At 71.8% G+C, this 25,966-nt stretch carries 20 protein-coding genes; 3 read left to right on the top strand and 17 right to left on the bottom strand.

Features of this window, described 5'->3' with window-relative positions:
• The first annotated feature begins 149 nt into the window (after positions 1-149).
• Positions 150-10,289 carry a putative Ig domain-containing protein gene (locus tag HN031_RS14095; protein ID WP_172270855.1) on the top strand — a complete coding sequence of 3,380 codons (10,140 nt, stop codon included), beginning with the start codon at positions 150-152 and terminating at the stop codon, positions 10,287-10,289.
• 36 nt (positions 10,290-10,325) lie between these two features.
• Here HN031_RS14095 and HN031_RS14090 read toward each other — a convergent pair whose 3' ends face one another.
• Positions 10,326-10,634, bottom strand: coding sequence for an STAS domain-containing protein (locus HN031_RS14090; RefSeq protein ID WP_172270853.1), 309 nt, complete (start codon positions 10,632-10,634; stop codon positions 10,326-10,328).
• A gap of 130 nt (positions 10,635-10,764) precedes the next feature.
• Here HN031_RS14090 and HN031_RS14085 point away from each other — a divergent pair, with 130 nt between their 5' ends.
• Positions 10,765-11,337 carry a cob(I)yrinic acid a,c-diamide adenosyltransferase gene (locus tag HN031_RS14085; protein WP_172270851.1) on the top strand — a complete coding sequence of 191 codons (573 nt, stop codon included), beginning with the start codon at positions 10,765-10,767 and terminating at the stop codon, positions 11,335-11,337.
• A gap of 18 nt (positions 11,338-11,355) precedes the next feature.
• Here HN031_RS14085 and HN031_RS14080 read toward each other — a convergent pair whose 3' ends face one another.
• Positions 11,356-12,522 (bottom strand): MFS transporter, encoded by a 1,167-nt coding sequence (locus HN031_RS14080; RefSeq protein WP_322424565.1) that lies wholly within the window; start codon positions 12,520-12,522, stop codon positions 11,356-11,358.
• A 98-nt stretch (positions 12,523-12,620) separates the two neighbouring features.
• Here HN031_RS14080 and HN031_RS14075 point away from each other — a divergent pair, with 98 nt between their 5' ends.
• Positions 12,621-13,592 (top strand): LacI family DNA-binding transcriptional regulator, encoded by a 972-nt coding sequence (locus HN031_RS14075; protein WP_172270849.1) that lies wholly within the window; start codon positions 12,621-12,623, stop codon positions 13,590-13,592.
• Here HN031_RS14075 and HN031_RS14070 read toward each other — a convergent pair.
• The 15 genes from HN031_RS14070 to prfA form a co-directional block, all read right to left on the bottom strand.
• The gene (locus HN031_RS14070; protein ID WP_172270847.1) at positions 13,589-14,032 is read right to left on the bottom strand and encodes a DUF2550 domain-containing protein; all 444 of its coding nucleotides are present in this window, start codon (positions 14,030-14,032) and stop codon (positions 13,589-13,591) included. The two genes, HN031_RS14075 and HN031_RS14070, sit on opposite strands and share 4 nt — an antisense overlap.
• 111 nt (positions 14,033-14,143) lie before the next feature.
• Positions 14,144-14,551, bottom strand: a complete 408-nt coding sequence (locus tag HN031_RS14065) for a F0F1 ATP synthase subunit epsilon (RefSeq protein WP_172270845.1) — start codon at positions 14,549-14,551, stop codon at positions 14,144-14,146.
• On the bottom strand, positions 14,551-16,008 hold the full coding sequence (gene atpD, locus HN031_RS14060; RefSeq protein ID WP_172270843.1) for a F0F1 ATP synthase subunit beta: 1,458 nt from the start codon (positions 16,006-16,008) through the stop codon (positions 14,551-14,553). The genes HN031_RS14065 and atpD overlap by 1 nt, the downstream gene beginning before the upstream one ends.
• Before the next feature lie 16 nt (positions 16,009-16,024).
• The gene (locus HN031_RS14055; protein WP_172270841.1) at positions 16,025-16,951 is read right to left on the bottom strand and encodes a F0F1 ATP synthase subunit gamma; all 927 of its coding nucleotides are present in this window, start codon (positions 16,949-16,951) and stop codon (positions 16,025-16,027) included.
• A 4-nt stretch (positions 16,952-16,955) separates the two neighbouring features.
• Positions 16,956-18,596, bottom strand: a complete 1,641-nt coding sequence (atpA, locus tag HN031_RS14050; RefSeq protein WP_172270839.1) for a F0F1 ATP synthase subunit alpha — start codon at positions 18,594-18,596, stop codon at positions 16,956-16,958.
• A 77-nt stretch (positions 18,597-18,673) separates the two neighbouring features.
• On the bottom strand, positions 18,674-19,468 hold the full coding sequence (locus HN031_RS14045) for a F0F1 ATP synthase subunit delta (protein ID WP_172270837.1): 795 nt from the start codon (positions 19,466-19,468) through the stop codon (positions 18,674-18,676).
• Positions 19,468-20,028, bottom strand: coding sequence for a F0F1 ATP synthase subunit B (locus HN031_RS14040; RefSeq protein ID WP_172270835.1), 561 nt, complete (start codon positions 20,026-20,028; stop codon positions 19,468-19,470). The genes HN031_RS14045 and HN031_RS14040 overlap by 1 nt, the downstream gene beginning before the upstream one ends.
• A gap of 41 nt (positions 20,029-20,069) precedes the next feature.
• Positions 20,070-20,279: an ATP synthase F0 subunit C gene (gene atpE, locus HN031_RS14035; protein WP_030482691.1), complete on the bottom strand. Its 210-nt coding sequence runs from the start codon at positions 20,277-20,279 to the stop codon at positions 20,070-20,072.
• A 73-nt stretch (positions 20,280-20,352) separates the two neighbouring features.
• Positions 20,353-21,156, bottom strand: coding sequence for a F0F1 ATP synthase subunit A (gene atpB, locus HN031_RS14030; RefSeq protein ID WP_367650765.1), 804 nt, complete (start codon positions 21,154-21,156; stop codon positions 20,353-20,355).
• Entirely contained in the window at positions 21,153-21,458 is a 306-nt protein-coding gene (locus tag HN031_RS14025) for an AtpZ/AtpI family protein (protein ID WP_172270833.1), read from the bottom strand. The genes atpB and HN031_RS14025 overlap by 4 nt, the downstream gene beginning before the upstream one ends.
• Positions 21,455-21,913: a hypothetical protein gene (locus HN031_RS14020; RefSeq protein ID WP_172270831.1), complete on the bottom strand. Its 459-nt coding sequence runs from the start codon at positions 21,911-21,913 to the stop codon at positions 21,455-21,457. Before HN031_RS14020 ends, HN031_RS14025 begins: the two co-directional genes overlap by 4 nt.
• A 142-nt stretch (positions 21,914-22,055) precedes the next feature.
• Positions 22,056-23,321: an undecaprenyl/decaprenyl-phosphate alpha-N-acetylglucosaminyl 1-phosphate transferase gene (locus HN031_RS14015; RefSeq protein WP_172270829.1), complete on the bottom strand. Its 1,266-nt coding sequence runs from the start codon at positions 23,319-23,321 to the stop codon at positions 22,056-22,058.
• Positions 23,322-23,323: 2 nt separating this feature from the next.
• Positions 23,324-23,989, bottom strand: coding sequence for an L-threonylcarbamoyladenylate synthase (locus HN031_RS14010; RefSeq protein ID WP_172270827.1), 666 nt, complete (start codon positions 23,987-23,989; stop codon positions 23,324-23,326).
• A complete protein-coding gene (gene prmC, locus HN031_RS14005) occupies positions 23,986-24,828 on the bottom strand; it encodes a peptide chain release factor N(5)-glutamine methyltransferase (RefSeq protein WP_172270825.1) in 843 nt (280 codons plus the stop codon). The genes HN031_RS14010 and prmC overlap by 4 nt, the downstream gene beginning before the upstream one ends.
• Positions 24,829-25,902 carry a peptide chain release factor 1 gene (gene prfA, locus HN031_RS14000; RefSeq protein ID WP_172270823.1) on the bottom strand — a complete coding sequence of 358 codons (1,074 nt, stop codon included), beginning with the start codon at positions 25,900-25,902 and terminating at the stop codon, positions 24,829-24,831.
• Positions 25,903-25,966: the final 64 nt, after the last annotated feature.

Genomic DNA, 25,966 nt, shown 5'->3' with positions numbered 1-25,966 from the left:
TCCCCTCGTGGGGGTGAAGTGGGTCAGACCTACGAGGTTTTCTCCCCAATTGTGGTGACTCCGCCGTCTGGCTTCCGTGTTGCCATTGCGACTCGGTGAAGAGCGTGGGGCTCTTCCGTGGGGAACTCGTGGGGACATCGTCCATGTCGGTGAACAGTCGTACCTTCTCGTCCCGGACCTGGCGCGCAGCGCTGACGGCGCTGCTCCTGGCAGCCCTGGTCCTGACCGGCCTCGGTCCGGTCGCAGCAGCGGCGCCGGGCAACAAGCCGCCGCGCATCAAGGCCATCCCGACGACCACCGCGGTCGTCGGCCACCTGCTGGTCGTGCGGCCGCGCGCCACCGACCCGGACGGGCCCGAGAGCCGGCTGCGGTTCCGCCTCGCCGAGAAGCCCGCCTGGTCGTCCTTCAACCGGAGGACCGGCGTCCTCACCGGCCGGGCGCCGCAGTCCGCCGTCGGCGACCGGTACAAGCTGGTGCTGACGGTGACCGATGGCCGCGCCAGCGACAAGGAGAAGTTCACCCTCCGCGTGGCGGCCAACCAGGCCCCCGTCGTCGCCACCCTCGCCGACGTGGTCGCCGACGCCGGGCAGGCCGTCCGCGTCGCTCCGGTGGCCAGCGACCCCGACAAGGGTCCGCGGGCCCTCTCGTGGGTGACCGGCTTCGCGCCGGCCAACGGCCGCACCCCGGCCGGGCCGCCCGCCTGGCTGACGACCTCCGCCACCACCGGTGTCCTCACCGGCACCGTTCCCGCGTCCGCGGTCGGCATGGCGTGGCAGGTGACCAGCCAGGCTTCCGACGGCCTCGCCACGACGTCCGTGTCCTACCGGCTCACCGTCCGCACCCAGGCACCCACCCTGGCCCCTGTCGGCGCCCGCACCGCCACCGTCGGGACGCCCTTCTCCCTGCAGCTGGCCGGCGCCGACGCCGACGCCGCGCCCCAGCCCGTCTCGTACGTCGCCGACCCGGCCACGATGCCCGGCTGGCTGTCCCTCGACCGCGCCACCGGCGTCGTCTCCGGCACGCCGCCGACCGGCTCGGCCGGCACGTACTCCCCGCGCTTCCGCGCCGAGGACGGCCTCGACACCTCCGCCTGGGAGGTCCTCGCGCTCGAGGTCGCTCCCGAGGGGCCGGTCAACACCCCGCCCGTCGTCGGTCCCCTCGGCGACGTCACGACGCTCGAGGGCACGCAGATGCAGGCCGTCGCCGTCGTGGCCACCGACAAGGAGGACGGCAAGCCGTCCGTCACCGTGTCGGGCCTGCCCGCCGGCGTCTCCTACGACAAGGCCACCAGCGCCATCACCGGCACCCCGACCGTGGGCGGCACCTTCGCGGTGACAGTCACCGCCGCGGACTCCGCCGGAGCGACCGCGAGCGTCGTCTTCACCATCACCGTCACCGAGGTCAACGACGGACCCCAGCTGACCGGGATCGACGACACCACCGCCACGGAGGGCCAGGCGATGGCTGCCATCGCCGTCGCGGCCACCGACGAGGAGGACGGCACGCCGGCCATCACCGTGTCGGGCCTCCCCAGCGGTGTCTCCTACGACGCCGCGACCGGCAAGATCAGCGGCACCCCGACCGTCGGCGGCACCTTCTCGGTGACCGTCACGGCCACCGACGCCGCGGGCGCGAAGGCGAGCGAGACCTTCGTCCTGACCGTCGCCGAGGTCAACGACGCCCCGGTCGCCGGCGACCCGAGCCCCGCGACGGTCCAGGTGACCCAGGGCCAGGCCGTCGACACCGCCGTGCTCGTTCCCGCCACCGACGAGGAGGGCGACCAGCTGACCCGCACCGTCACCGGGCTCCCGGCCGGGATGACCGGCACCGGCACCGCCACGGGCATCGCCCTCGGCGGCACGCCGACCGCGGACGGCACGTCCACCGCGACCGTCACCGTCTCCGACGGCAACGGCGGCTCCGACACCGCAACCTTCGAGGTCGTGGTCGCACCGGCGCCCGGCACCCCGTGCGCGAAGCGCTCGACGCTGCCGTGCGGCGACATCGCCGTCGACCTGCCCTTCTCGCTGGCCTTCACCGGCAGCGAGGGCGGCCTGGACGACACCGGCTTCACCATGGTCGACCCGCCGTCCCTCCGCTCCGGTGTGGACCAGGCACCCGCCCCCACCACGCCGACGTACGCCGACGCGCCCGGCTTCGAGCCCGCGCTCGTGGCTCCCGGTGGCGGCCAGCTCGAAATCACCGCGACCAAGGGCATCATGTACCGCGCCCCGGGCCAGAACCCGGCGGCGACCTCTCCCAACGCCCAGCTCAACGCCCTCGGCGTGGGCGTGCGCGGCTCGAGCACCGGCTACGACCTCACCACCACCGTGCTCGCCCCGAGCTTCGGCGGCGCGAGCAACAGCTCGCAGCAGGGCGGACTGTGGTTCGGCCTCGACGAGGACAACTACGTCAAGGCCGTCGTGTCCCGCCTCTCGGCGACCCAGAACAAGGTCCAGCTGCTCCGTGAGGTCAACGGCGTGGCGACGCCTGGCACTGAGTACGAGCTCAACAGCGCCGGCTTCAACGTCGGCCAGGACGTGAAGCTCGAGCTGGAGGTCGTCGACACCGCAGGCGCCGGCGGCACGGCCCAGCTCTTCTACACCGTCGGTGCCGGCCAGCGCACCCTGCTCGTCGACACGGCCAACACCGTCGACAACGACGGCGTCCCCGTGCCGCAGTCCTTCCTGACCGGGACCACGGTCGGCACCGAGGCGCCGCAGGGCTTCGCGGGCCTCTTCGCCACCAAGCGCAACGCGCTGGCCACCGAGACGGTCACCGCGACTTTCGGCGACTTCGCCGTCGAGGCGCACGAGGTCCCCAACACCGCACCCGTCGTCGCAGCGGTCGCCGACGTCGCGGCCGTCGAGGGCACCGCCATCGCCCCGGTCACCATCACCACGACCGACGCCGAGGGCGACGACGTGACGATCACCTCCGACCTCGCCGTGGGTGGGCTCACCCTCACCGACAACGGCGACGGCACGGCCACCCTGGCGGGCACTCCCGCCGCCGGGACCGCGGCCGCGAGCCCCTACACCGTCGTGGTCACCGCGAGCGACGGCCGGGCCACCGGCACGCGGACGTTCCGCATCACCGTCGCGAAGGCCGGCGCGCCGTGCCTGCCGATCAGCACGGAGCCCTGCTCCACGGTGCGGGTCGACACGCCCTACGTCCTCGGCTTCAGCGGCCCGCAGGGCGGCCTGGACGGCACCGGCTTCACCATGGTCGACGACCCCTCGGCCCGCGCCAACGTGGACCAGGCCCCGGCGCCCGCGACGCCGACCACCCCGAACGTGCCCGGCTTCGAGCCCGGTCTGCTCGCGGTGAGCCCGTCCGGCAACCTCGACATCACCGCCACCAAAGGCATCGCTTACCGGCGGCCCGCCGACAGCGCCGGCACCAACTCGCAGCTCAACATGCTGGGCGTCGGCCTCGCCGGTGGCACCGACGGCTACGAGCTCCAGACGACGGTCGTCGACCCGACCTTCCCCGGCACGACCAACGGCAGCCAGCAGGGCGGCCTCTGGTTCGGCCTCGACGAGGACAACTACGTCAAGCTCGCCGTGGTCCGGGTCTCGGCCACGACCAACAAGGTCCAGCTGGTCAAGGAGGTCGGCGGGATCGCCCAGCCCGCGACGACGTACGAGCTCAACTCCGCCAGCTTCCCGAGCGGCCAGCGGGTCCGCCTGGTCCTCCAGGTCGACGCCTCCGGTGCCCAGCCGGTGGTCCGCGGTTCGTACGCCGTGGGCGACGGCCAGCTCGGCGTCCTGACCGACCCGGCCAACACGGCGGGCCCCACCCAGCTCCCCGTGCCGGCGGCCTTCCTCGCCGGCGCCGACCTCGGGGCCGGCGGGCCGGTCACCTTCGGTGGCGTCTACGCCACCAAGCGCGGCGCCCCGGCCTCCGACAACGTCGTGGTGTCCTTCGCCGACTTCTCCGCCGAGCTCATCGGTGGCGTCGTCGAGCCCTACACCCCGCTCGACGTCAAGGTGGACTTCACCTCCGAGGCCGGCACCCCGGCCCCGGGCTACCTCAAGGACTACGGGCAGGCCTACGGCCAGCGCAGCGGCGCCTCGCAGGGCGGCGGCGAGCACGTCTACGGCTGGGTCAAGGAGAACAGCGAGGAGGAGCTGTCCCTCGTCGGCAACGGCCGCGTGCGCGGCCGGACCGGCGTGGACCCGCGGCTCGACTCGATCATCCACATGCAGTTCGCGGACGTGCCCAACGCGGCCTGCCCGCCCAACATCTGCCAGGACGGCGACTGGCAGCTCGCGGTCGCCAACGGCACCTACGACGTGACCGTCGCGGTCGGCGACCAGCCGGGTGCCACCAGCTACGACAGCCTCCACGCGGTCAACGTGGAGAACTCCGCGCTCATCGAGGGGTTCACCGGCAGCGCGTCGGCCGAGTTCGACACCGCCACCACGCGGGTCGGCGTCGTCGACGGCGAGCTGACGATCAACGCCACGGGCGGCACCAACACCAAGCTGGCCTACGTCGAGGTCAGGTCGGCGAGCGCCACCGCCGCGGACCCGCTGCCGTTCGTCGTGCAGACGCGTCCGGCCAACCGGTCGCTCGGTGCTCCGCTCGGCGAGGGCGTGGCGGCCGACGTCCACCTCGTCGGCACCAGCGCCCAGCCGGGACCGGTCGACCCGGCCACGGTCACCGACGCCACGGTGCGGCTCTTCGAGGTCGTCCCGGGCAGCGCGCCCGACGTCGAGGTCGCGGGCAACCGCAACACGACCGGCGGTGGCGACTCGATCAACTTCCAGCAGAGCGGCAACCTCAAGGCCACCACCACCTACCGGTTCGTGGTCGACGGCGTGAAGGACACCACGGGCCGCACCTTCGTCCCCTTCCGCTCGCTGTTCACGACCGGCACCGGTGACGTGCAGCCGCCCAACGGCACCTTCGACCCGGTCAACGGCGTCGACTTCCAGAAGGTCGACCTGGGCAAGAACGGCAAGTACTACGCCTCCCTCGTGGTCCACGACGGCCACCTGTGGGCCACCACCATCGGGCAGGGCATGTTCCGCTACCCGATCAATGCCGACGGCACCCTGGGTGCCGAGCAGCCCATCAACGCCTTCCAGGGCCGCGCCGCGGTCGGCTTCGTGTTCGACCGCACCAACCCCGACGTGGCATGGGTGACCCACGCGACGGCCAACATCGGCAACGAGTCGCAGGCCTTCGGCTCCAAGCTGAGCCGGGTCGACTTCTCGACCAGCGTGGCGAACCCGGTCGTCTCCGACGTGTTCGTCAACCTCCCGCGCTCGCAGAAGGACCACCTGTCCAACTCCATCTCCTACGGCCCCGGCGGGAGGCTCTACTTCCTCCAGGGCTCCAACCAGGCCGCCGGCGACCCCGACGGCGCCTGGGGCGACCGGGGCGAGACGCTGCTCACCGCGGCCATGCTGACCTTCGACCCCGCTGACGCGTGGCAGCGCGTGCAGGCCTCCGGGCCGGTCGACGTGCAGACCGTCGACAAGGGCGGCTCGTACGACCCGTTCGCCGCCTCGGCGCCGCTGAAGATCTACGCCACCGGCATCCGCAACGCCTACGACCTCGTGCACGCCTCCAACGGCAGCCTCTACGTGCCGACCAACGGCACGGCCAGCGGCGGCAACAGCCCCGGCGTGACGGCCAGCGGCGGCACGCTGACCCGGACCGGCCAGGTCCCCGGGGGCAACGTGACCTCCCAGTGCGCCACCCGCCGCATCGACGGCACGCCCTACACGGCCCCGTCGGTGCCCGCGGTGACCAACCACAACACCCAGCGCGACTTCCTCTTCGACGTCGAGGCGGGCGGCTACTACGGCCACCCGAACCCGTCGCGCTGCGAGTGGGTCCTCAACAACGGCGGCAACCCGGAGGGCGCCGGCTCGGGCGGGTCGAAGTACGCCACCTCGGTGGCGCCGGACCGCAACTACCGCGGCTGGGCCTACGACTTCGAGTTCAACAAGTCGCCCAACGGCGTCATCGAGTACCGCTCCAACACCTTCGGCGGCAAGCTCAAGGGCCGCCTGATGGTGGTCCGGTTCTCCAACTTCGACGACGTCTTCACCCTGGAGACCGCGGCCAACGGCCAGGTCGAGGGCGGCCAGGCCGGCTCGACGATCGGCGGCTTCTCCGGCTTCGACGACCCGCTGGACATCGTCGAGGACCTCGACACCGGCAACCTCTACGTCAACTCCTACGACCAGAGCAGCGGCCAGCCGCGGCTCTACCTGCTCCGGGTCCCGGACGGGCAGGGCGGCGCGGACGTCTCCCTGAGCACCCGGCGCCTGGTGGGCAACCAGGTCACCAGCGCCGGCTCGCGGACGCTGGGCACCGTGACGGTGACCAACGACGGCAGCGAGGCCACCACGGTGACCGGCGCGGCCATCACCGGCACCGGTGCCGCGGCCTACTCCCGCACCACCAGCACGTCGCTGCCGGCCACGCTCGCCCCCGGGGCGTCGATGACCGTCACGGTCGGCTTCGACCCCAGCAGCGAGGGCGTGGCAGCGGCCTCGCTCGGGCTGACCCTGAGCGCCGGAAGCGCGCCCTCGGTCTCGCTCCGCGGGCTCGGCACCGACGGGCTCGGCGGCTCCGCGGAGCCGTCGCTCCAGTACGTCCTCGACGCGTGGGAGCTGGGCATCGACACCGGTGACGACAACGACGCCACCAACGAGATCCACTCCAGCTCGAGCGAGCGCGTCTCGCCGACCCTCGGCGACAGCATCGACGTGGAGACGTTCACCCGCTTCGCCGACGGCCCGGTCACGGTCGAGCCGATCTCGGTGTTCGGGCCCACCGACAGCGCGCCGGTCACCGAGGTGTCGTGGTACGACGACGCCGCACCGGCGACGCGCAACACGTTGTTCTCGGTGTCGAACTCGCCGGCCTCCAACGGCCAGACCCTGACCCCGACGACCACCGGGGCGCTGCAGCTCGACCCGGGCCAGTCGACCTTCGGGTTCGTCTCGCGGTGGCCGTTCTTCGCCAACCGGCTGGTCCACACCCAGGACTCGCTCAACACGTTCGCCGGCGCGATTGGCAACCACGTCCGGGTCTACCCGCTCGTGGAGGGCGGGCAGCCGGTGCCGCACGCGTACGTCGTCGCGACCGAGGAGCACACGTCCGGGTTCGACTTCAACGACGTGGTCTTCATCGTCCGCAACGTCGAGCCGGCCGGCGGCACCCAGCCGCCGGGACAGGCCATCCGGGTCAACTTCCAGAGCGAGACGGCCGCCGTGCCGGCGGGACACCTCCGCGACTTCGGCCAGGCCTACGGTCCGCGGACCCTGGCCGACCAGGGCGGGCTGACCTACGGCTGGCGCAACGCCTCGACGCTGGCGCCCGAGGCCCGCACGACCTCCGGCCGTGAGCGCAACCTCAACAGCGACCAGCGCCTCGACACGTTCATGCACATGCAGTACCAGCAGCAGAGCGCGCCGAACTGCACGGCCAACAACTGCAACACCGGCACGTGGGGGCTCGCGCTCGGCGACGGCACCTACCAGGTCACGGCGGCCCTCGGCGACCCGGCGGCCAACGCCGACCCCGAGGCCCACCAGGTCCGCGTCGAGGGCGTGCCGCTGCTCGCGGCGCCCCACGTCCCGAGCGGACCGGCGGGCAGCGCCGGCCACCACGCGACCGGCACGCAGGTCGTCACGGTGTCCGACGGTGAGCTCACCGTCGACGCCGTCGGCGGCACCAACGCCAAGATCGACTACCTCGAGGTCACGCCGGTCACCGGCGGGGGCGGCGAGACGGTGGCGCAGGTGAGCTTCCAGCCCGCCGCGTCCCCCACGCCGGCCGGCTGGTCGGCCGACAGCGGCGAGCTGTTCACCACGGCCCGCGGCTATGGCTGGGTGCGGACCGAGGGTGGGGCGACCAAGACCGCCGACACGCGGGCCCGCACGCAGGACCCCGACCCGTTGACGAGCACGCTGATGATCGTCGACGACACCCAGGTCGCCGGCGTGGTCGACGGCGAGTGGGAGCTCGCCGTCGCCGACGGCACCTACACCGTCTCGGTGTCGGTGGGCGACGCCGGCTTCGCGGACTCCTCCCACGGCCTCGCGGCCGAGGGCGTGCCGCTCGTGTCGGGCTTCGTCCCGACCGGCCCCGGTGACTACCGGGTGGCCACGGCGTCGGTCGACGTGACCGACGGGCGCCTCACGCTCGCCTCCACGGGCAGCAACACCAAGGTGCAGTGGGTCAGCGTCGCCTCGGGCTCCGAGGTCGACGTCATCCCGCCGACCGTCGACCTGTCGGTCACCGGCGTCACGGGCCCCGGTGGCTACGTCACCAAGGCCACGGTCGTCGCCGAGGTCGTGGACCGTGGCGGCTCGGGCACCGAGTTCGTCGACTGGACGCTCGACGGCGCGGACGTCCCGCGTCCGTCCGGCGACCGGCTCGAGGTCACCGGCCTGGGCGCGCACACCGTGACCGTCACGGCCACCGACGCGGCCGGCAACGACACGACCGCGACGCGGACGTTCACCATCGTCGACGGCAGCGTGGCCGCGATCGCCATCGCCAACCAGGACGCCCAGCGCGTGGGAGGCACCGTGGTGCCGGGCATGGCCGAGGACTTCCTCGTCATGCACCACCTCAACGACCGCACGACGAGCACCCCCACCCACGCGGCCGCGCTCACCCACGACACGGCCACGCTGAGGATCAGCAACACCGACCCCGACGACCCGCTGGTGGTGACCGGCCTGGGCCTGTCGGCCCCGGTGGACCCGACGCCGGGCGTGCGCGCCAGCACGACCAACTTCACCACCCCGGGCACCACCCTGCCGCTCACCGTGGCACCGGGCGGGACCTACGACCTGCGCGTGCAGTTCGGGGGTGCCGGCAGCCGCGGCGCCTACGGCGCGACGATGACGATCACGTCCAACGCCGCCAACCGCCCGCAGCTGCCCGTGCAGCTGCGCGGCTACTGGCAGCCGCAGCCCGAGGGCGGGGTCGAGCCCACCATGACCGAGGTCGCCCGCGTGTTCGGCTGGTCGACCGCCATCGGCGAGCCGCTCGAGGACGCCTACAGCGGTCCGCTCCAGGGTGACGAGGTGCGGTCCCTGCTGTGGAAGCGGCTGGACCCGTCCCGACCGGTCACCGCACGCCAGCTGACGGCCCTGCACGGGTGCTGCAGCGAGACGGGCGACAACATCGCCAGCCCGATCTCCGGCTCCCACGACGGTGCCTGGGGGCAGTCCTTCTACCCCCGGGTGGCGCAGAACGGCACCGCGCCCGCCTCGGCGCCCTTCCAGCAGGGGCAGGCCAACCCGACCGGCAGCTTCGCGCTGACGATCGCGGGCTACACCACCAACAAGGCCCCGACGTCGACCGATCCCGCCAACCTCGGCATCCGCGTGTGGCCGGTCGAGGTCGGCGGGCGCACCGTCCCGGGTGCCTACCTGGTCGGGCAGGACTTCGTGCAGAACGGGTGCGGTGGCGGCAGCGCCAACTGCGACTACCAGGACAACGTGTTCCTCATGACCAACATCGCCCCCGTGGCGTCGGCGGACACCACCGCCCCCGCCACGGCGCCCACAGGCGTCTCGGCGTCGGTCTCGGGCAACGACGTGCAGGTCTCCTGGAACGCCGTCGCGGCCGCCGACCTCGGGGGCTACGTGGTCGAGCGGCAGGCCGCCGGGGCGACCACCTGGACCAGGGTCAACCAGACCCCCGTCGCCGGGCTGTCGCTGGTCGACACGACCGCACCGGGTGGCACCCAGGTGACCTACCGGGTGCTCGCGGTGGACACGTCGCAGAACGCGTCGGCCCCCTCGGCCACGGCGAGCGTCACCACGCCGCCGCGGCCGCAGGCGGCGATCCGGATCAACGCCGGCGGACCGGCGGTCACCACCGGTGGCGTCGCGTGGGGCGCCCAGCAGTACGGCACCGGCGGCAAGACGTTCACCAACGCCGTGGCGATCGCCGGGACCACCGACGACGTGCTCTACCAGTCGGAGTACTCCACCGAGACCGGGTCGATCGACTACGACATCCCGGTGCAGAACGGCTCCCACACGGTCCGCCTGCACTTCGCCGAGATCTACTTCGGCGCCCCGGGCGGCGGCCCGGGCGGGACCGGCCGGCGTACGTTCGACGTCGCGGTGGAGGGACAGCTGCGGCTGGACAACTACGACATCGTGGCCGACGTCGGGTCCGCGACCGCGGCGGTGAAGACCTACACGGTCCAGGTCACCGACGGCAAGGTCGACGTCGACCTCGACTCCGTGGTCAACCAGGCCAAGATCTCCGCGATCGAGGTGGTGCCGGCCGGCTGAGCGGGACGGCCGGGAGGGCGGAGCCGCGATCGCCGATCAGGCGGTCGCGGCGACGCGCTCCACCTCGATGGCGTGCGCCAGCCGGGTCAGGTGCGCCATCCGGCGCACCGCCGGCCCGGGGTTGCGGACGGTGAGGTGGTGGCCGGAGAGCCAGGCGTGCCGGGTGGCGACGGCCAGCAGGCGGAGGGCGGTGGCGTCGATGGCGGACACCGCCGTCATGTCGATCACCACGTCGTCGTCGAGCACGTCGATGCGCTCGTAGATCGCGTTGCGGACCTCCCACGTGCTCCGCACGTCGAAGTCGCCCTGCAGCACGAGCGTGTGGCCATCCGAGATGATGTCCATCGGGCGCCCCTCCCCGACGTCCCCCGACGCCGCTCACGTGACTGCTGTCACTCCTAGGACGCTGTTGTACCCCGTTCGGCTGCCCGCACGCACCACCTTTGCGGCGAGTCCCGGCCAGTAGGGTCGGCACATGGTCAACCTGACGCGCATCTACACCCGTACCGGTGATGCCGGACGCACCCGGCTCGGCGACATGAGCGAGACCTCGAAGACCGACCCGCGGCTCGAGGCGTACGCCTGCGTCGACGAGGGCAACGCCCACATCGGGGTCGCCCTGGCGCACGGCGGGCTCGAGGACGACGTGGTCACGGTGCTCACCCGCGTGCAGAACGACCTCTTCGACGTGGGTGCCGACTTCTGCACCCCGGCGGTCCCGAACCCCGAGCACCCGCCGTTGCGCATCGAGCAGGACTACGTCGACCGGCTCGAGGGGTGGTGCGACCACTACAACGAGGAGCTGCCGGCGCTGCGCTCGTTCATCCTCAACGGCGGCAGTGTCGCCGCGGCCCACCTGCACGTCGCGCGCACCGTCGTACGCCGTGCGGAGCGGGCCGGCTGGGCGGCCTGGGCCGAGCACGAGGACACGATGAACGTCCTCGCGATCACCTACCTCAACCGGCTCTCGGACCTGCTCTTCATCCTGGCCCGCCACGCCAACCGCGACACCGGCGACGTGCTGTGGGTGCCGGGCGGGGAGCGCTGAGCGGTCCCCCGACCCGGCTCAGACGCGCTCGGACCGCTCGGGGCGCTGCTCGCGCGCCGAGGGCACGACCAGGGCCGCCGGCATGAGCAGGACGGCGACCACGAGCAGCGCCTTGAGGGTGCCGACCTCGTCCCCGACGAACCCGAGGAACGGCGGGCCGGCGAGGAAGGCGGCGTAGCCGATGGTGGAGACGACGCTGACCCGCGCGGCGGCGCGGACCGGGTCGTCGGCGGCGGCGCTCATGCCGACCGGGAAGCCGAGCGAGGCACCGACGCCCCACAGGACGATGCCGGTCACGACGAGGACGGGCTGGTCGGCGAAGACGATGAGCAGCACTCCCCCGCCGGCGAGCGCCATGGTGCCCCACAGCACCGCGACCCGCCCGAAGCGGTCGATCAGGCCGGTGCCCGCGAACCGACCAGCGGTCATGGCGAGGACGAAGACGGCGAACCCGGCCACGCCCACGGCGTGCGAGACGTCGTGGCCGTCCACGAGCGCGACGGCGAGCCAGTCGTTGGCGGTCCCCTCGGTCATCGCCAGGGCCAGCACCATCACGCCGATCAGCAGCGTGCGCGGCTCCAGCCAGGCGCGGGCCGCCGACGTCCGCTCCTCCTCGTGCGCGGTCTCCACCGGCAGGAACGCCGGCGACGAGCGCCACACGAGCGCGATGGCGACGAGCACCACGCCGAGCAGGTGCACCACCGCCGGGACGTCCAGCTCGATGAGCAGCGCACCGAGGAGCGCGCCGACCACGGTGCCCCCGCTGAAGCCGGCGTGGAAGCGCGGCATGATCGTGCGGCCCAGCCCGCGCTCCACCTCGGCGCCCTCGACGTTCATCGCGACGTCCCACACGCCGATGCCGAGGCCGTAGACGAACAGCCCGACCACCGTCACCAGGAGCACGTGCCCCAGGCCGAGGGCCGCCATGGCCATGCCGAGCGTGGCGGCGACCGCCCCGACCCGGACGATCCGCTCCGTGCCCCACGCGTTGATGGCCGCGCCGGTGGTCGGCAGGGCCAGGACCGACCCGACCGCGATCGCGAGGAGCAGGAGGCCGAGCTGGCCGTTGGTGAGGTCGAAGCTCGACCGCACCTCGGGGATCCGCGAGACCCAGCTGGAGAAGACCAGGCCGTTGAGGAAGAACGTCATCCCCACGGCGTTGCGGGCGGCGGTCAGGGTGGGCACGGCACTCCTCGAGCGGGTGGGTCAGGGTCTGGACGAGCGTGATCCGAGACGACGGCGAATCGTTTCGATCGAATCGTTTCGATGCTATCCTGCCGAGCGTGTCCGGTCCACCTCGCCCCCCGACCCTGGCCGACGTCGCCGCAGTGGCGGGCGTCTCGCTGTCGACGGCGTCCCTGGCGTTCTCGGGCAACAAGCCGGTCTCCGAGGCGACCCGCCAGCGGGTCCTGGCCGCCGCGTCGTCGCTCGGCTACGCCGGCCCCAATCCCTTGGCCAGCAACCTGCGCCGAGGCCGCAGCGGCGTGGTCGGCATCGCCGTCGGCCAGCTCAGCTCGGCGTTCCGCGACCCCGCGGCGCTGCCCATGCTCGACGCCGTGTCGGAGGTGCTCGGGGCGGCCGGCATGGGGCTGCTGCTGATGGCCGACGACGACGCGCACCCCCGCCTCCCCCTCGACGCCGTCATCTACGACAACTGCGGGCGCGAGACCTGGCACGCCTACGACGACCTGGTGGCCCGCGACGTGCCGCTGGTCGTCGTCGAGGGCCCGTGCTGGCCCGGGACGACCTTCGTCGACATCGACCACCGGCGCGGGTCGGCCGCCCTCGCCGCCCACCTCCACGACCACGGCCACCGGCGGGTCGCCACGATGACGCTGGAGGCGTCCCGACCGCAGCGGGAGCGGGAGGCGGGACTGCGGCAGGTCTTCCCCGACGCCCACGTCATCGGCGCCTGCGCGAGCGACCTCGCGGAGGCCCAGTCGCTCGCGTCGGACTACCTCGCCACCGGTCCCGACGTGACCGCGATCGTCTGCCAGAGCGACGTCCAGGCCGCCGGTGTGGTCCTCGAGGCGCGGCGCCGCGGGCTGTCCGTGCCGGGCGACCTCAGCGTCGCGGGCTTCGACGGCGTCGACACCCCGTGGCTCGACCTCAGCCTCACCACCGTGGTGCAGCCGCTCGCCGACAAGGGTCGCGCCACGGCGCACGCCGCCCTGGCCCGGATCGCCGGTGAGCCCGTGGCCGACGTCGTGCTCCCCGTGGAGCTGCGCGTCGGCGGGTCGACCGGTCCGGCCTAGCGCCGGTTCCAGTCCGTCCCGGGCGGCCCTGACTCGAGCCAGGACTGGAAGCCGGTGAGCGACGCCTCGCTCATCGCGATCTCCAGCGGGTCACCGCCGTAGTGGCACGAGGCGACGACGTGCCCGTCGTAGAGCGACATCTCCTCCGCGCCCTCGGGAGCCCGTCGGCCGGAGTACTCCAGCAGGTCGCGGGCCCACACCCGCTTGGGGCGCGGGGACAGCGAGAAGATGCGGAACCACTCCAGCGACTGCCCGGAGTAGCGCCCGATGCCGAGCAGCCAGCCGCGACCGGGGTGCTCGGGTCGCATCCGGTAGCTGAGCTCGAAGGTGCCGCCGTGACGGGCGAGCAGGCGGCGCCGGACGATCAGCGAGATGCCGTAGAGCAGGGCGAGGAACAAGAAGAGCCCGACGATGTCGAGCACCCATTCCCAGACCGGCATCCACCCTCCCAACGACCGCCGACGGGCGGTCCGACCAGCGACCGAGAAACAGACGAGCGCACGGACCCGGAGGTCCGTGCGCTCACCCTAGCGGTCGTGCGGGAGGACCTGTCAGGAGGCCCGTTCGACGGCGCGGATGCGCGCCTCGGCACGACGGACGGCCTCGTCGGCCGCGTCGTCGTTGCCCCCGGCGGACTGGGCCCGCTCGAGGTCCTGGCGCGCCTTCTCGAGGTCGATCTCGTGCGACATCTCGGCCCGCTCGGACAGGATGGACACGCGGTTGTCGGCCACCGACAAGAAGCCGGCGTCGACCGCCGCGACCCAGGTCTCGCCCTCCACGGTCTGCACGTCGACGACGCCCTCGATGATCGAGGACAGCAGCGGCGCGTGGTTGGGCAGGATCCCGACGTCGCCCTCGGTGGTGCGGGCGATGACCATGGTCGCCTGGCCCGACCAGACGAGCCGGTCGGCAGCGACCAGCTCGACCTGCAGCACCTTGTCGGTGGACGGGCCCGCCATCAGAGGCTCTTCTGGATCTCGGCCCACTTCTGCTCGACGTCTTCGAGACCGCCGCACATGAAGAAGGCCTGCTCGGCCACGTGGTCGTACTCACCGTCGGCGATCTTGTTGAACGCCTCGATGGTGTCGGCCACCGGGACGGTCGAGCCCTCGATGCCGGTGAACTGCTTGGCGACGTAGGTGTTCTGCGACAAGAACCGCTGGATGCGACGGGCGCGGGAGACGATGATCTTGTCCTCCTCGCTGAGCTCGTCGACACCGAGGATGGCGATGATGTCCTGGAGCTCCTTGTTGCGCTGCAGGATCTGCTTGATCCGCACGGCGCAGCGGTAGTGCTCCTCGCCGATGTACTGCGGGTCGAGGATGCGCGACGTCGAGGTCAGCGGGTCCACGGCCGGGTAGATGCCGAGCGAGGCGATCTCGCGCGACAGCTCGGTCGTCGCGTCGAGGTGCGCGAACGTCGTGGCCGGGGCCGGGTCGGTGTAGTCGTCGGCGGGCACGTAGATCGCCTGCATCGAGGTGATCGAGTGACCACGCGTCGAGGTGATGCGCTCCTGGAGCTGGCCCATCTCGTCGGCGAGGTTGGGCTGGTAGCCCACCGCGGACGGCATGCGGCCCAGCAGCGTGGACACCTCGGACCCGGCCTGGGTGAAGCGGAAGATGTTGTCGATGAACAGCAGCACGTCCTGCTGCTGCACGTCGCGGAAGTACTCCGCCATCGTCAGCGCCGACAGCGCGACCCGCAGGCGCGTGCCCGGCGGCTCGTCCATCTGGCCGAACACGAGGGCGGTCTGGCCGATGACGCCGGCCTCCTCCATCTCGACGATGAGGTCGTTGCCCTCGCGGGTGCGCTCGCCGACACCGGCGAACACCGACACACCACCGTGGTCCTTGGCGACGCGGGCGATCATCTCCTGGATGAGCACGGTCTTGCCGACGCCGGCGCCACCGAACAGGCCGATCTTGCCGCCTTGGACGTAGGGGGTCAGCAGGTCGATGACCTTGATGCCGGTCTCGAACATCTGCGTCTTGGCCTCGAGCTGGTCGAACGCCGGTGCCTTGCGGTGGATGCCCCACCGCTCCTTGACGTCGAGCGTCTCGCCCTCGGCGAGGTTGAGGCAGTCGCCGGTGGTGTTGAACACCTTGCCGAGCGTGGCGTCACCGACCGGCACGGTGATGGACTCACCGGTGTCGGTCACCTGGGCGCCGCGGACCAGGCCGTCGGTCGGCTTCATGGAGATGGCGCGGACCATGCCGTCACCGATGTGCTGGGCGACCTCGAGGGTGATGGTCGTCGTCTCGCCGCTGAGGGTCAGGTCGACCTTGAGGGCGTTGTAGATGGCCGGCATGGCGTCGGTCGGGAACTCGATGTCCACGACGGGGCCGATGACGCGCGTGATGCGACCGACCGAGCCGGCAGTGCCGGAGGTCCGGGTCTCTTCGACGGTTGCAGTCATTTCTCTCTTCTCCGCTTCAGTCTTGACCGGCGTTGGCGTCGGCGAGGGCGTTGACGCCACCGACGATCTCGCTGATTTCCTGGGTGATGCCGGCCTGGCGGGCCTGGTTGGCGATTCGGGTGTACTTCTTGATGAGCTCGTCGGCGTTGTCCGTCGCGGACTTCATCGCCTTCTGCCGGGCGGCCAGCTCGGAGGCGGCCGCCTGCAGGAGAGCGAAGAAGATGCGGCTCTGGACGTAGCGCGGCAGCAGGGAGTCCAGGACGTCGGACGGCGACGGCTCGAACTCGTAGAGCGGCAGCAGGTCACCCTTCTCGGGCGGCTCGGTGCCCTCGACGACCTCCAGCGGCAGCAGGCGTACGGCGGTCGGCTCCTGGCTGAGCATCGAGCGGAACCGCGTGAAGACCACGTGGACCTCGTCGACCGGGTTGGCCTCGGCGTCGCCCTCGTCCTCGTCGGCGAGGAAGGCGGCGATCAGCGTGGCGCCGATCTCCGCGGCGACGTCGTAGGTCGGCTGGTCGGAGAAGCCCGTCCATGCCTGCGCCACGGGACGCTGGCGGAACTTGAAGTAGGCCTCGCCCTTGCGACCGCTGGTGTAGAGGTCGACGTCCTTGCCCTCGCCCTTGAGCTTCTCGACGAGGCGCTCGGCCTCCTTGATGACGCTCGAGGAGTAGGCACCGGCGAGGCCGCGGTCGGAGGTGACCACGAGGACGGCGGCCCGCTTGGGGTCCTCCGGCTCGGTGGTCAGCGCGTGGTCGACGTTGGAGAACGTCGCCACGGCCGACACCGCACGCGTCAGCTCGCGGGCGTACGGCGCGGCCGCCTGGGCCCGCTGCTGTGCCTTGATGATGCGCGACGCAGCAATGAGCTCCATGGCACGCGTGATCTTCTTCATCGACTCCGTCGACTTGATCCGCGCGCGGTACTCGCGTACCGAGAGAGCCATTGCGTCAGCTCCGCTTCTGCTTGACGATCTGCTCCTGCTCGACGTCCTCGTCCTCGAGGGCGACGTGCTCTTCCTTGCCGGCCTTGATGCTCTGGCCGTCGGAAGTCTCGAACTGGTCGAGGAAGGAGTCGTAGGCCCGCACGAGCTCGGCGTCGGCGTCGTCGTCGAACTTATGCGTCTCCCGGATGCCGGCGAGGATGCCCTCGTGCGAGCGCCGCAGGTAGTCGAGGAACTCGGCCTCGAAGCGGAGCACGTCGTCGGTGGGGACCTTGTCGAGGCGGCCGGTGGTGCCGAGCCACAGCGAGGCGGTCATCTCCTCGACCGGGTACGGCGAGTACTGCGGCTGCTTGAGCAGCGCCATCAGGCGCTGGCCGCGGTCGAGCTGCTGGCGCGAGGCCGCGTCGAGGTCGGAGGCGAACATGGCGAACGCCTCCATCGCGCGGAACTGCGCCAGGTCGACCTTGAGCGAGCCGGTGACGGCCTTCATCGCCTTGGTCATCGCCGAGCCACCCACGCGCGAGACCGAGACACCGACGTCGATGGCGGGGCGCTGGTTGGCGGCGAACAGGTCGGACTGCAGGAAGATCTGGCCGTCGGTGATCGAGATGACGTTGGTCGGGATGAACGCCGAGACGTCGTTGGCCTTGGTCTCGATGATGGGCAGACCCGTCATCGAGCCCTTGCCGAGCTCGTCGGACAGCTTCGCGCAGCGCTCGAGCAGCCGGCTGTGCAGGTAGAACACGTCACCGGGGTAGGCCTCGCGGCCCGGCGGGCGACGCAGCAGCAGCGACACGGCGCGGTAGGCCTCGGCCTGCTTGGTGAGGTCGTCGAAGACGATGAGGACGTGCTTGCCCTCGTACATCCAGTGCTGGCCGATGGCCGAGCCGGTGTAGGGGGCGAGGTACTTGAAGCCGGCGGAGTCGGACGCCGGGGAGGCCACGATGGTGGTGTACTCCAGGGCGCCGGCCTTCTCGAGGGCGCCACGCACGGAGGCGATGGTCGAGCCCTTCTGGCCGATGGCGACGTAGATGCAGCGGACCTGCTTGTCCGGGTCGCCGGTCTCCCAGTTCTGCTTCTGGTTGATGATCGTGTCGATGGCGATCGTCGTCTTGCCGGTCGCGCGGTCGCCGATGATGAGCTGGCGCTGGCCGCGGCCGATCGGGGTCATCGCGTCGATGGCCTTGATGCCGGTCGCGAGCGGCTCGTGGACCGACTTGCGCTCCATGACGGTCGCGGCCTGCAGCTCGAGCGGACGACGACCGGAGGTCTCGACCTCGCCGAGCCCGTCGATCGGGGTGCCGAGCGGGTCGACGACGCGACCGAGGTAGCCGTCGCCGACGGGCACCGAGAGGATCTCGCCGGTGCGGCGGACCGGCTGGCCCTCCTCGATCTTGTCGAAGTCGCCGAGCACGACGACACCGATCTCGCGGGTGTCGAGGTTGAGCGCGATGCCCAGCGTGCCGTCCTCGAACTCGAGCAGCTCGTTGGCCATGACCGAGGGCAGGCCGCTCACGCGGGCGATGCCGTCGCCGGCCTCCGCGACGGTGCCGACCTCTTCCGTGGTCGCCGCGTCGGGCTTGTAGTCGGACACGAAGCGCTGGAGCGCGTCCCGGATCTCGTCCGGACGGATGGAAAGCTCCGTCATCTCATCTCACCTGTTCCTGGGTCTGCTGGAGTTCGCTGGAGTTGCTCGAAAGTGTGGTGCTGGATGGTGCGCGTGGCTCAGCCGGCGAGCCGGCGTCGGGCGTCGTCGAGGCGGCTGGACACCGTCCCGTCGATGACGTCGTCCCCGATCTCGACGCGCATGCCGCCGATGACGTCGGGGTCCACGACGACGTTGAGGTGGATCTGGCGGCCGTAGGCGCGCGTGAGCGCGTCGGTGAGCCGCGTGCGGTCGTTGTCGGCGAGCGGCCGGGCGACCCGGACGGTCGCCACGGACTCGCCGCGCACGTCCGCCGCCACCTTCTGGTAGTCGGCCAGGGCGACCGAGACCGTGCGGTAGCTGCCGGACAGCGACTGCTGCACGAGCGCGATCGTCGCCGGGAGCACCTTGTCGTCGAGCAGGGTGTCCAGCAGGCGCGCCTTGTCGTCGCGGCTGCGGGCCGGGTCGGAGATCGCGTCGCGCAGCGGCGGGTTGTCCTGCAGGACCTGCCCGAAGGCGAACAGCTCGTCCTCGAGGCGACCGGCGTCGCCTCCCGCGGACCGCGCGACCGAGACCACGCCGAGACGCTCGAGGGCGTCGGCGAGGTCACGGCCGGAGGTCCACCGCTGGCCGACCGCGGTGGTGACCACGATCAGCGCCGCCTCGGAGACCTTGCCGGCCAGCACCTCGCGGAGCAGCCCCGCCTTGGCCTCGGCCGGGATCGACGCGTCGGTGGCGACGCGCCGCAGGGACGGCTCGCTGCGGAGGAGGTCCGCCGCGCCGAACAGGTCCCGACCGACGGCACCGGCGTCGCCGGAGCCCGTCAGGGACCCGGCCGTGGCGGCGTAGGCGTCGGCAGACGCTCCTCGCATCATCAGTTGACGCTCCCCGTCGTGGTGCTGCCCTGCGCCTCGATCTCGGACAGGAAGCGGTCGACCACGCGGCTCTGACGAGCCTCGTCGTCGAGGCTCTCGCCCACGATCCGACCGGCGAGGCCGGTCGCGAGGGTGCCGACCTCGGCCCGCAGGGAGGTGACCGCCTGCTGGCGCTCGGCCTCGATCTGCGTCTTGCCATGCTCGACGATGCGGGTGGACTCGGCCTGGGCCTGCTCCCGCATCTCCGCGATGATCTGTGCCCCCTGCTCGCGCGCCTCCTCGCGGATGCGCGCGGCCTCGTGCCGGGCGTCGGCGAGCTGCTTCTCGAGCTCGGCGAGCTTGGCGTCGGCCTCGGCCTGCTTGGACTCCGCTGCGTGGAGCCCGCCCTCGATCGCCTGAGTGCGCTCCGCGAAGGTCCTCTCGAAGCTGGGCACGACGAACTTGCGCAACAGCACGAAGAGGATCGCGAAGACGATCAGGGCGAGGATGACCTCCGACCAGACCGGCAGCACCGGGCTGTGGGTCTCACCCTCCGTCGCCGCCAGGACGATGTGGTCCATGAGTCGAACTCCTACGGTCTAGAGCTGGGGTGCAGCGGTCGTCAGAGAGGCAGGACGAACGCGAGCGCGACAGTGATGATGAAGAGCGCCTCGGCAAGGACGAAGCCAAGGATGGCGATCGACTGCAGACGGCTCTGGGCCTCGGGCTGGCGGGCGACACCGGAGATGAAGGCGGCGAAGATCAGGCCGATGCCTACGCCGGGTCCGATGGCGGACAGGCCGAGACCGACCAGGTTGATGGAGCCTTCCACGGCTTTTTCCTTTCGTCGTTCGGCACCGGTGGTGGTGCCGACTTTTCTGGCGAAACTTGTGGGTTGGGGAGCCTCAGTGCTCGTCGGCGAGGGCCTCGCCGATGTACATCGAGGAGAGCAGGGTGAAGACGTAGGCCTGCAGGAACATGACCAGCATCTCCAGGAAGCTGACGCCGATGCCGAGTCCGAAGGACAGCAGGCCGACCGCGCCGTAGACGATGTTGCCGCTCGCGAGCAGCGCCGCGCCGCCCGTGGCGAACAGGATGAGCAGCAGGTGACCGGCGAACATGTTGCCGAAGAGTCGCAGCGTGAGCGTGACCGGACGGATGATGATGTTGGAGAAGAACTCCAGCGGCACCAGCAGCAGCAGGATCGGGCCCTTCACGCCGCCGGGCATCGTGGCGTGCTTGAGGTAGCCGAGCGGGCCGTGCTTCCAGACGCCGGCACCGACGTAGATGACCCAGCTGAGCAGGGCCAGCGGCACGATGAAGCCGATGCGCGAGAAGCTCGGGAACTGCAGGAACGGGAACACGCCGTAGTAGTTGTTCACCAGGATGAAGGTGAACAGCGTGAAGAGGTAGGGCACGAACTTCATGTAGTGCTCGCTGCCGATGTTGTCGCGAGCCATGTTGTTGCGCACGAAGCCGTAGACCATCTCGCCCGCGAACTGCAGCCGGCCCGGCACGAGGGAGGCGTTGCGCGTGGCGAGGTAGAAGAAGCCGAAGACCAGGAGCGCCGACAGCGCCAGCAGCAGCATCGGCTTGGTGACGTCGCCGAAGATGGGCGGCAGCTCGAAGCTCCCCGGGCCGGGGGCGTGGAAGCCCGAACCGCCCTCTGCTGCTACGGGCTGGGCCGCGACAGGCTGGGTGATGCTCACTCCGACTCCTCGTTGCTCGTCTTGCTCGTCGTGTTGCTCGTGCGGTCCTGGTGCGCCATCTCCGCGGCTGTCTGCCGGCGGAGCTGCACGACCATCATGTACGTGCCAAGGACGCCGCCGAGCAGGACCCCCGCCGCCACCAGGAAGCGGGTGCCCAGCCACTGGTCCAGGAGCCAACCGACCAAGCCGTAGAACAGCACCCCGGCCACGAGGTAGCTGGGAGCACTGCTGCGCGGAGGTTGGGAGGAAGTGGCACCGGACTCGGCCATGGCGCTGCGGACTTTAGCAGTCGTCGTGGTCATGACTCACCCCCGGTCGGGAGGTCGAAGTAGGGCACCCGCTCGCGGGCGGTCAGCACGAGGTGGGCGGCCGTCCAGACGAGCGTGGCGACGACCATGGACGCCGCCAGCCAGCCCCGGGCCTCGGTGGTGCCGAAGAGGTCCCCGCGCGTGATGGCGAGGAACACCAGCATGACGATCGCGAGCTGGGTGAGGTAGGTGACGAGGGCGACCAGCAGGGACGCGGTCGGCATCGCGCTCGCCACGACGTGCAGCGAGAGGGTCCCGAAGGACACCACGAGCGCCACGAGGGCGGCACCGAGGGCCGCGGCGGCAGCCGGCTCCGCGCCGTGGACGACAGCGGCCGCGCACGTCATGACGACGCCCGCCAGGACCGTCAGCCCGGCCGCCCGGACGACGACCCGTACGCCCGGCACGAGGCTGCTGCGGCGGTATGTCGCGCTGCTCTCGGTCGTCATGGCGGCGGCCTGTCTGTGCTCGGCGGTCGGTGCGTGATCGCTCGTGAAAACTATCACAAAGTCCTCCCCGGCTCGAAACCGAGGCCCGGCCGAGAGGTCATGACGAGGTCATGGACAGCCCGGCCGGAGGGTCGGCAGACGCTCAGCGCAGGGTGTCCCCCGGGCCGCCGGCGGGCGCGGTGGCCGCTCGGTCGGGGCCGTCCGGTCCCTCGGCGGGCCCCTCGGTCGACCCGTCGGGCTCACCGTCGGCGCGGCCCTCGACCAAGGCGTTCTCGGGCAGGCCGGTGTCGCCCAGGCCGGTCTTGGGCGGTCGGTGCAGCTTGGGGAGCACGAACGTCATGGTGATCGTGAGCGCCAGCATCGAGCCGAGGCTCCACCAGACCCACGGGCTGGTGGACAGGCTCACGATCACCGCACCCGCGGCGAGGGTGAAGGCCCACAGCCACATGATGAGCACCGCGCGCCGCTGGGAGTGGCCGATCTCGAGCAGGCGGTGGTGGAGGTGCTGCTTGTCCGCGCTCATCGGCGAGCGGCCGGCGCGCGTGCGGCGTACGACGGCCAGCACGAGGTCGACGATCGGGACCATGAGCAGCGAGATGGGGAGCAGCACCGGCAGGACGGTGACGAAGAGGCTGTTGCCCTCGGTGGTCGGCATGCCGAAGAACTGCCCGGTCAGCGTCAGGGCGCTCGCGGACAGGACCAGGCCGATGAGCATCGACCCGGAGTCGCCCATGAAGAGGCGTGCCGGGTGGAAGTTGTGCGGCAGGAAGCCCGCGCACGCCCCGGCCAGCGCCGCGCTCAGCAGGGCGCCGGTGGTCGCGAGCGTGAGGTTGTTCTGGTCCGCGAGTGTGTAGCAGTAGACGAAGAACGCCGCGGCGCCGATCCCGACGACGCCGGCGGCCAGCCCGTCGAGGCCGTCGACGAAGTTCACGGCGTTCATCGTGCCGATCACCACGACGAGGGTCAGCACGGCGCCCTGGGCGTCGTCGAGCGCGAACTGGGTGCCGTCGGGCCCGGGGAAGTAGTAGAACCGCACCCCGAGCGCGACCAGGAGACCCGCGGCGAGGACCTGCCCGCCCAGCTTGGTCAGGGCGTCGAGGTCGAAGATGTCGTCGATGACCCCGACCGCGCACACCAGCGCCCCGGCCAGCAGCACGGCGCCGGCGTCCTTAAACACGAAGCCCTCGCTGCGCAGGCCGAGGAAGGGCAGCTCGTGGGCGACGACATAGGCAGCGCACAGCCCGCCGAGCATCGCCAGCCCGCCGAGGTAGGGGATCGGCTCCGCGTGCACGTCGCGGTCGCGGACCTGCGCCACCGCACCGGTGCGCAGGGCGAACTCGCGGGCCAGGACGGTGAGCAGGTAGGTCACCGACAGGGCGACCAGGAAGACGAGGAGGTACTCCCGCACCGTCAGCCCTCGTCCGCGAGCACCACGCCGTGCTCGGCGATCGCGGCGTTGAGCACGTCGAGCGACAGGGCGCCCAGGCGCAGGACCCGGCCCTCGGGCACGGTGACGTCGATGATCGTGGAGGCCTCGCTGCCCGGCGAGGCGCCCCCGTCGACGATGACCGAGACGGCGTCGCCGAGCATCTCCTCCGCGGCGTCGGCGTCGGTCGCGGCCGGTCGGCCGGTCAGGTTGGCCGAGCTCACCGCGAGCGGTCCGGTGCGCTCGAGCACGGCGAGGGCGATCTCGTCGTCGGGCATGCGGACCGCGACGGTGCCGCGGGCCTCCCCCAGGTCCCACATGAGGGACGACTGCTGGCGGCACACGAGCGTGAGCGGGCCGGGCCAGAACTCCTCGACGAGGGTCCGCGCCCACGGCGGCACGCCCTCGGCGAGCGCGTCGAGGGTGGTGGCGGCCGAGACGAGCACCGGCGGCGGCATCTCCCGGCCGCGTCCCTTGGCGGCCAGCAGGCTCTTCACGGCGTCGTGGGCGAACGCGTCGGCGGCGATGCCGTAGACGGTGTCGGTGGGGATGACCACCAGCTCGCCACGGCGCACGGCGCCGGCGGCAGCGGTGACCGCCGCCTCCCGCTCCTCCTCGGTCGAGGTCTCGAACCTGTCCACGTCGCTCATCGTGCCAGTCGCGCGGTCACGTAGCGCGGTCGACCCGCGAGGTCGCGGTGGTCGGCCACGTCGAGCCAGCGGCCGGTCGCGGCGAAGACGCCGGGGGCCGACTCCCCCTGGACGTCGGCGTGCTCGGCGCCGACCACTCCCCCGGGCCGCAGCAGCAGGGCGGCTCGCTGCTCGAGCACGCGCATCGCGTCGAGGCCGTCCTGGCCGGAGAACAGCGCCAGGTGCGGGTCGTGGTCGCGGGCCTCCGCGGCCACCGACTCCCAGGCCTCGAGCGGGATGTAGGGCGGGTTGCACACGACGACGTCGACCGTGCCGGCCAGGTCGTCGAAGGCGGTCGCCAGGTCGCCGTGGCGGAGGTCCACCCCGGTCCCGGCGAGGTTGCGCTCGGCCCAGGCCAGGGCGCCCTCGTCGAGCTCGACGGCGTGCACGTCGGCGTCCGGGACTTCGTCGACGACCGCGCGGGCGATGGCGCCCGAGCCCGTGCAGAGGTCGACCACCACGGCCGGCCGGTCGAGGGCCAGGGCGGCGTCGACCGCCCACCCGGCCAGCAGCTCGGTCTCGGGACGGGGCACGAACACGCCGGGCCCCACGGCCAGCTCCACGTGGCGGAACGCCGCGGTGCCGGTCAGGTGCTGCAGCGGCTCGCGGGCCGCCCGTCGCGCCACCAGGGCGTCGTAGCGCTCCTGCGCCTCCCCGGACAGGTCGTCGAGCAAGGGCAGGCGTCCCAGCGGCACGTCGAGGACGTGGGCGAGCAGGAGGTCGGCGTCACGCTCGGGCGAGGCCACGCCGGCCTCGACGAGCAGCTCCGCGGCGTGCCGCCGGGCGTCGCGGGGCCGCACTCAGGACTCCAGTGCCGCGAGCCGGGCGGCCATGTCGGCCTCGACGCAGGAGTCGAGCACCGGCTGGAGGTCGCCGTCCAGCACCTGGTCGAGGTTGTAGGACTTGTAGCCGGTGCGGTGGTCGGAGATGCGGTTCTCCGGGTAGTTGTAGGTGCGGATCCGCTCCGAGCGGTCCACGGTGCGCACCTGCGACCTGCGGGCCTCGCTGGCCTCGGCGTCGGCGGCGTCCTGGGCCGCCTGCAGCAGGCGCGCGCGCAGGATGCGCATGGCCTGCTCCTTGTTCTGCAGCTGGCTCTTCTCGTTCTGGCAGCTCACCACGATGCCTGTGGGCAGGTGGGTGATGCGGACGGCCGAGTCGGTGGTGTTGACGCTCTGCCCGCCGGGGCCGCTGGAGCGGAAGACGTCGATGCGCAGGTCGTTGTCGTCGACCGTCACGTCGACCTGCTCGGCCTCCGGCATGACGAGCACGCCGGCGGCGGAGGTGTGCACGCGACCCTGCGACTCGGTCACCGGCACCCGCTGCACGCGGTGCACGCCGCCCTCGAACTTCAACAGGGCGTACGGCGTCTGGCCGGGCTCGACGGCGCCGCGGGCCTTCACGGCCGCGGTGACCGACTTGTAGCCACCGAGGTCGGACTCGTTGGCGTCGAGCAGCTCCACGCTCCAGCCGCGCGCCTCGGCGTAGCGGGAGTACATCCGGAGCAGGTCGCCGGCGAACAGCGCCGACTCCTCGCCGCCCTCCCCCGACTTGATCTCGAGCAGGGCGTCCTTGGCGTCGGCGGGGTCGCGCGGCACCAGGAGTCGGCGCAGCCGCTCCTCGGCGGTCGCGCGGCGCGCGGCCAGCTCGTCGGCCTCCTGGGCGAAGGCCGGGTCGTCGGCGGAGAGCTCGCGGGCCGCCTCGACGTCGTCGCCGAGCCCGAGCCACTCCTGCCAGGTGGTGACGACGGCGGTCAGCTCGGCGTACCTCTGGTTGAGCCGCCGGGCCAGGCGCTGGTCGGCGTGGGTCTCGGGCAGCGACAGGCGTCGCTCGAGGTCGGCGTGCTCCTCGCGCATGCCCTCGACGGCCTCGAACATGGTGCTCCTGCTCCTCGTGCGGACTCCCGGACAGACGACAAGGCGCCGGCCACCCGCGCGATGC

Source organism: Nocardioides sp. zg-1308, assembly GCF_013155375.1.
In the GTDB taxonomy this organism is placed as follows: Bacteria; Actinomycetota; Actinomycetes; order Propionibacteriales; family Nocardioidaceae; genus Nocardioides; species Nocardioides renjunii.
The sequence above is the reverse complement of the archived record's forward strand: the minus strand, read 5'-3'. Positions and strand labels throughout refer to the sequence as shown.

Bases quoted from the DNA above. Each gene is read 5' to 3' on its own strand.
- HN031_RS14065 (WP_172270845.1), bottom strand. From the start codon at position 14,551: ATGGCGGGCCCGTCCACCGACAAGGTGCTGCAGGTCGAGCTGGTCGCT.
- HN031_RS14025 (WP_172270833.1), bottom strand. From the start codon at position 21,458: ATGACCACGACGACTGCTAAAGTCCGCAGCGCCATGGCCGAGTCCGGT.
- atpD (WP_172270843.1), bottom strand. From the start codon at position 16,008: ATGACTGCAACCGTCGAAGAGACCCGGACCTCCGGCACTGCCGGCTCG.
- HN031_RS14010 (WP_172270827.1), bottom strand. From the start codon at position 23,989: ATGAGCGACGTGGACAGGTTCGAGACCTCGACCGAGGAGGAGCGGGAG.
- HN031_RS14070 (WP_172270847.1), bottom strand. From the start codon at position 14,032: ATGCCGGTCTGGGAATGGGTGCTCGACATCGTCGGGCTCTTCTTGTTC.
- HN031_RS14090 (WP_172270853.1), bottom strand. From the start codon at position 10,634: ATGGACATCATCTCGGATGGCCACACGCTCGTGCTGCAGGGCGACTTC.
- HN031_RS14045 (WP_172270837.1), bottom strand. From the start codon at position 19,468: ATGATGCGAGGAGCGTCTGCCGACGCCTACGCCGCCACGGCCGGGTCC.
- HN031_RS14020 (WP_172270831.1), bottom strand. From the start codon at position 21,913: ATGACGACCGAGAGCAGCGCGACATACCGCCGCAGCAGCCTCGTGCCG.
- HN031_RS14040 (WP_172270835.1), bottom strand. From the start codon at position 20,028: ATGGACCACATCGTCCTGGCGGCGACGGAGGGTGAGACCCACAGCCCG.
- atpA (WP_172270839.1), bottom strand. From the start codon at position 18,596: ATGACGGAGCTTTCCATCCGTCCGGACGAGATCCGGGACGCGCTCCAG.
- prfA (WP_172270823.1), bottom strand. From the start codon at position 25,902: ATGTTCGAGGCCGTCGAGGGCATGCGCGAGGAGCACGCCGACCTCGAG.
- HN031_RS14055 (WP_172270841.1), bottom strand. From the start codon at position 16,951: ATGGCTCTCTCGGTACGCGAGTACCGCGCGCGGATCAAGTCGACGGAG.
- HN031_RS14085 (WP_172270851.1), top strand. From the start codon at position 10,765: ATGGTCAACCTGACGCGCATCTACACCCGTACCGGTGATGCCGGACGC.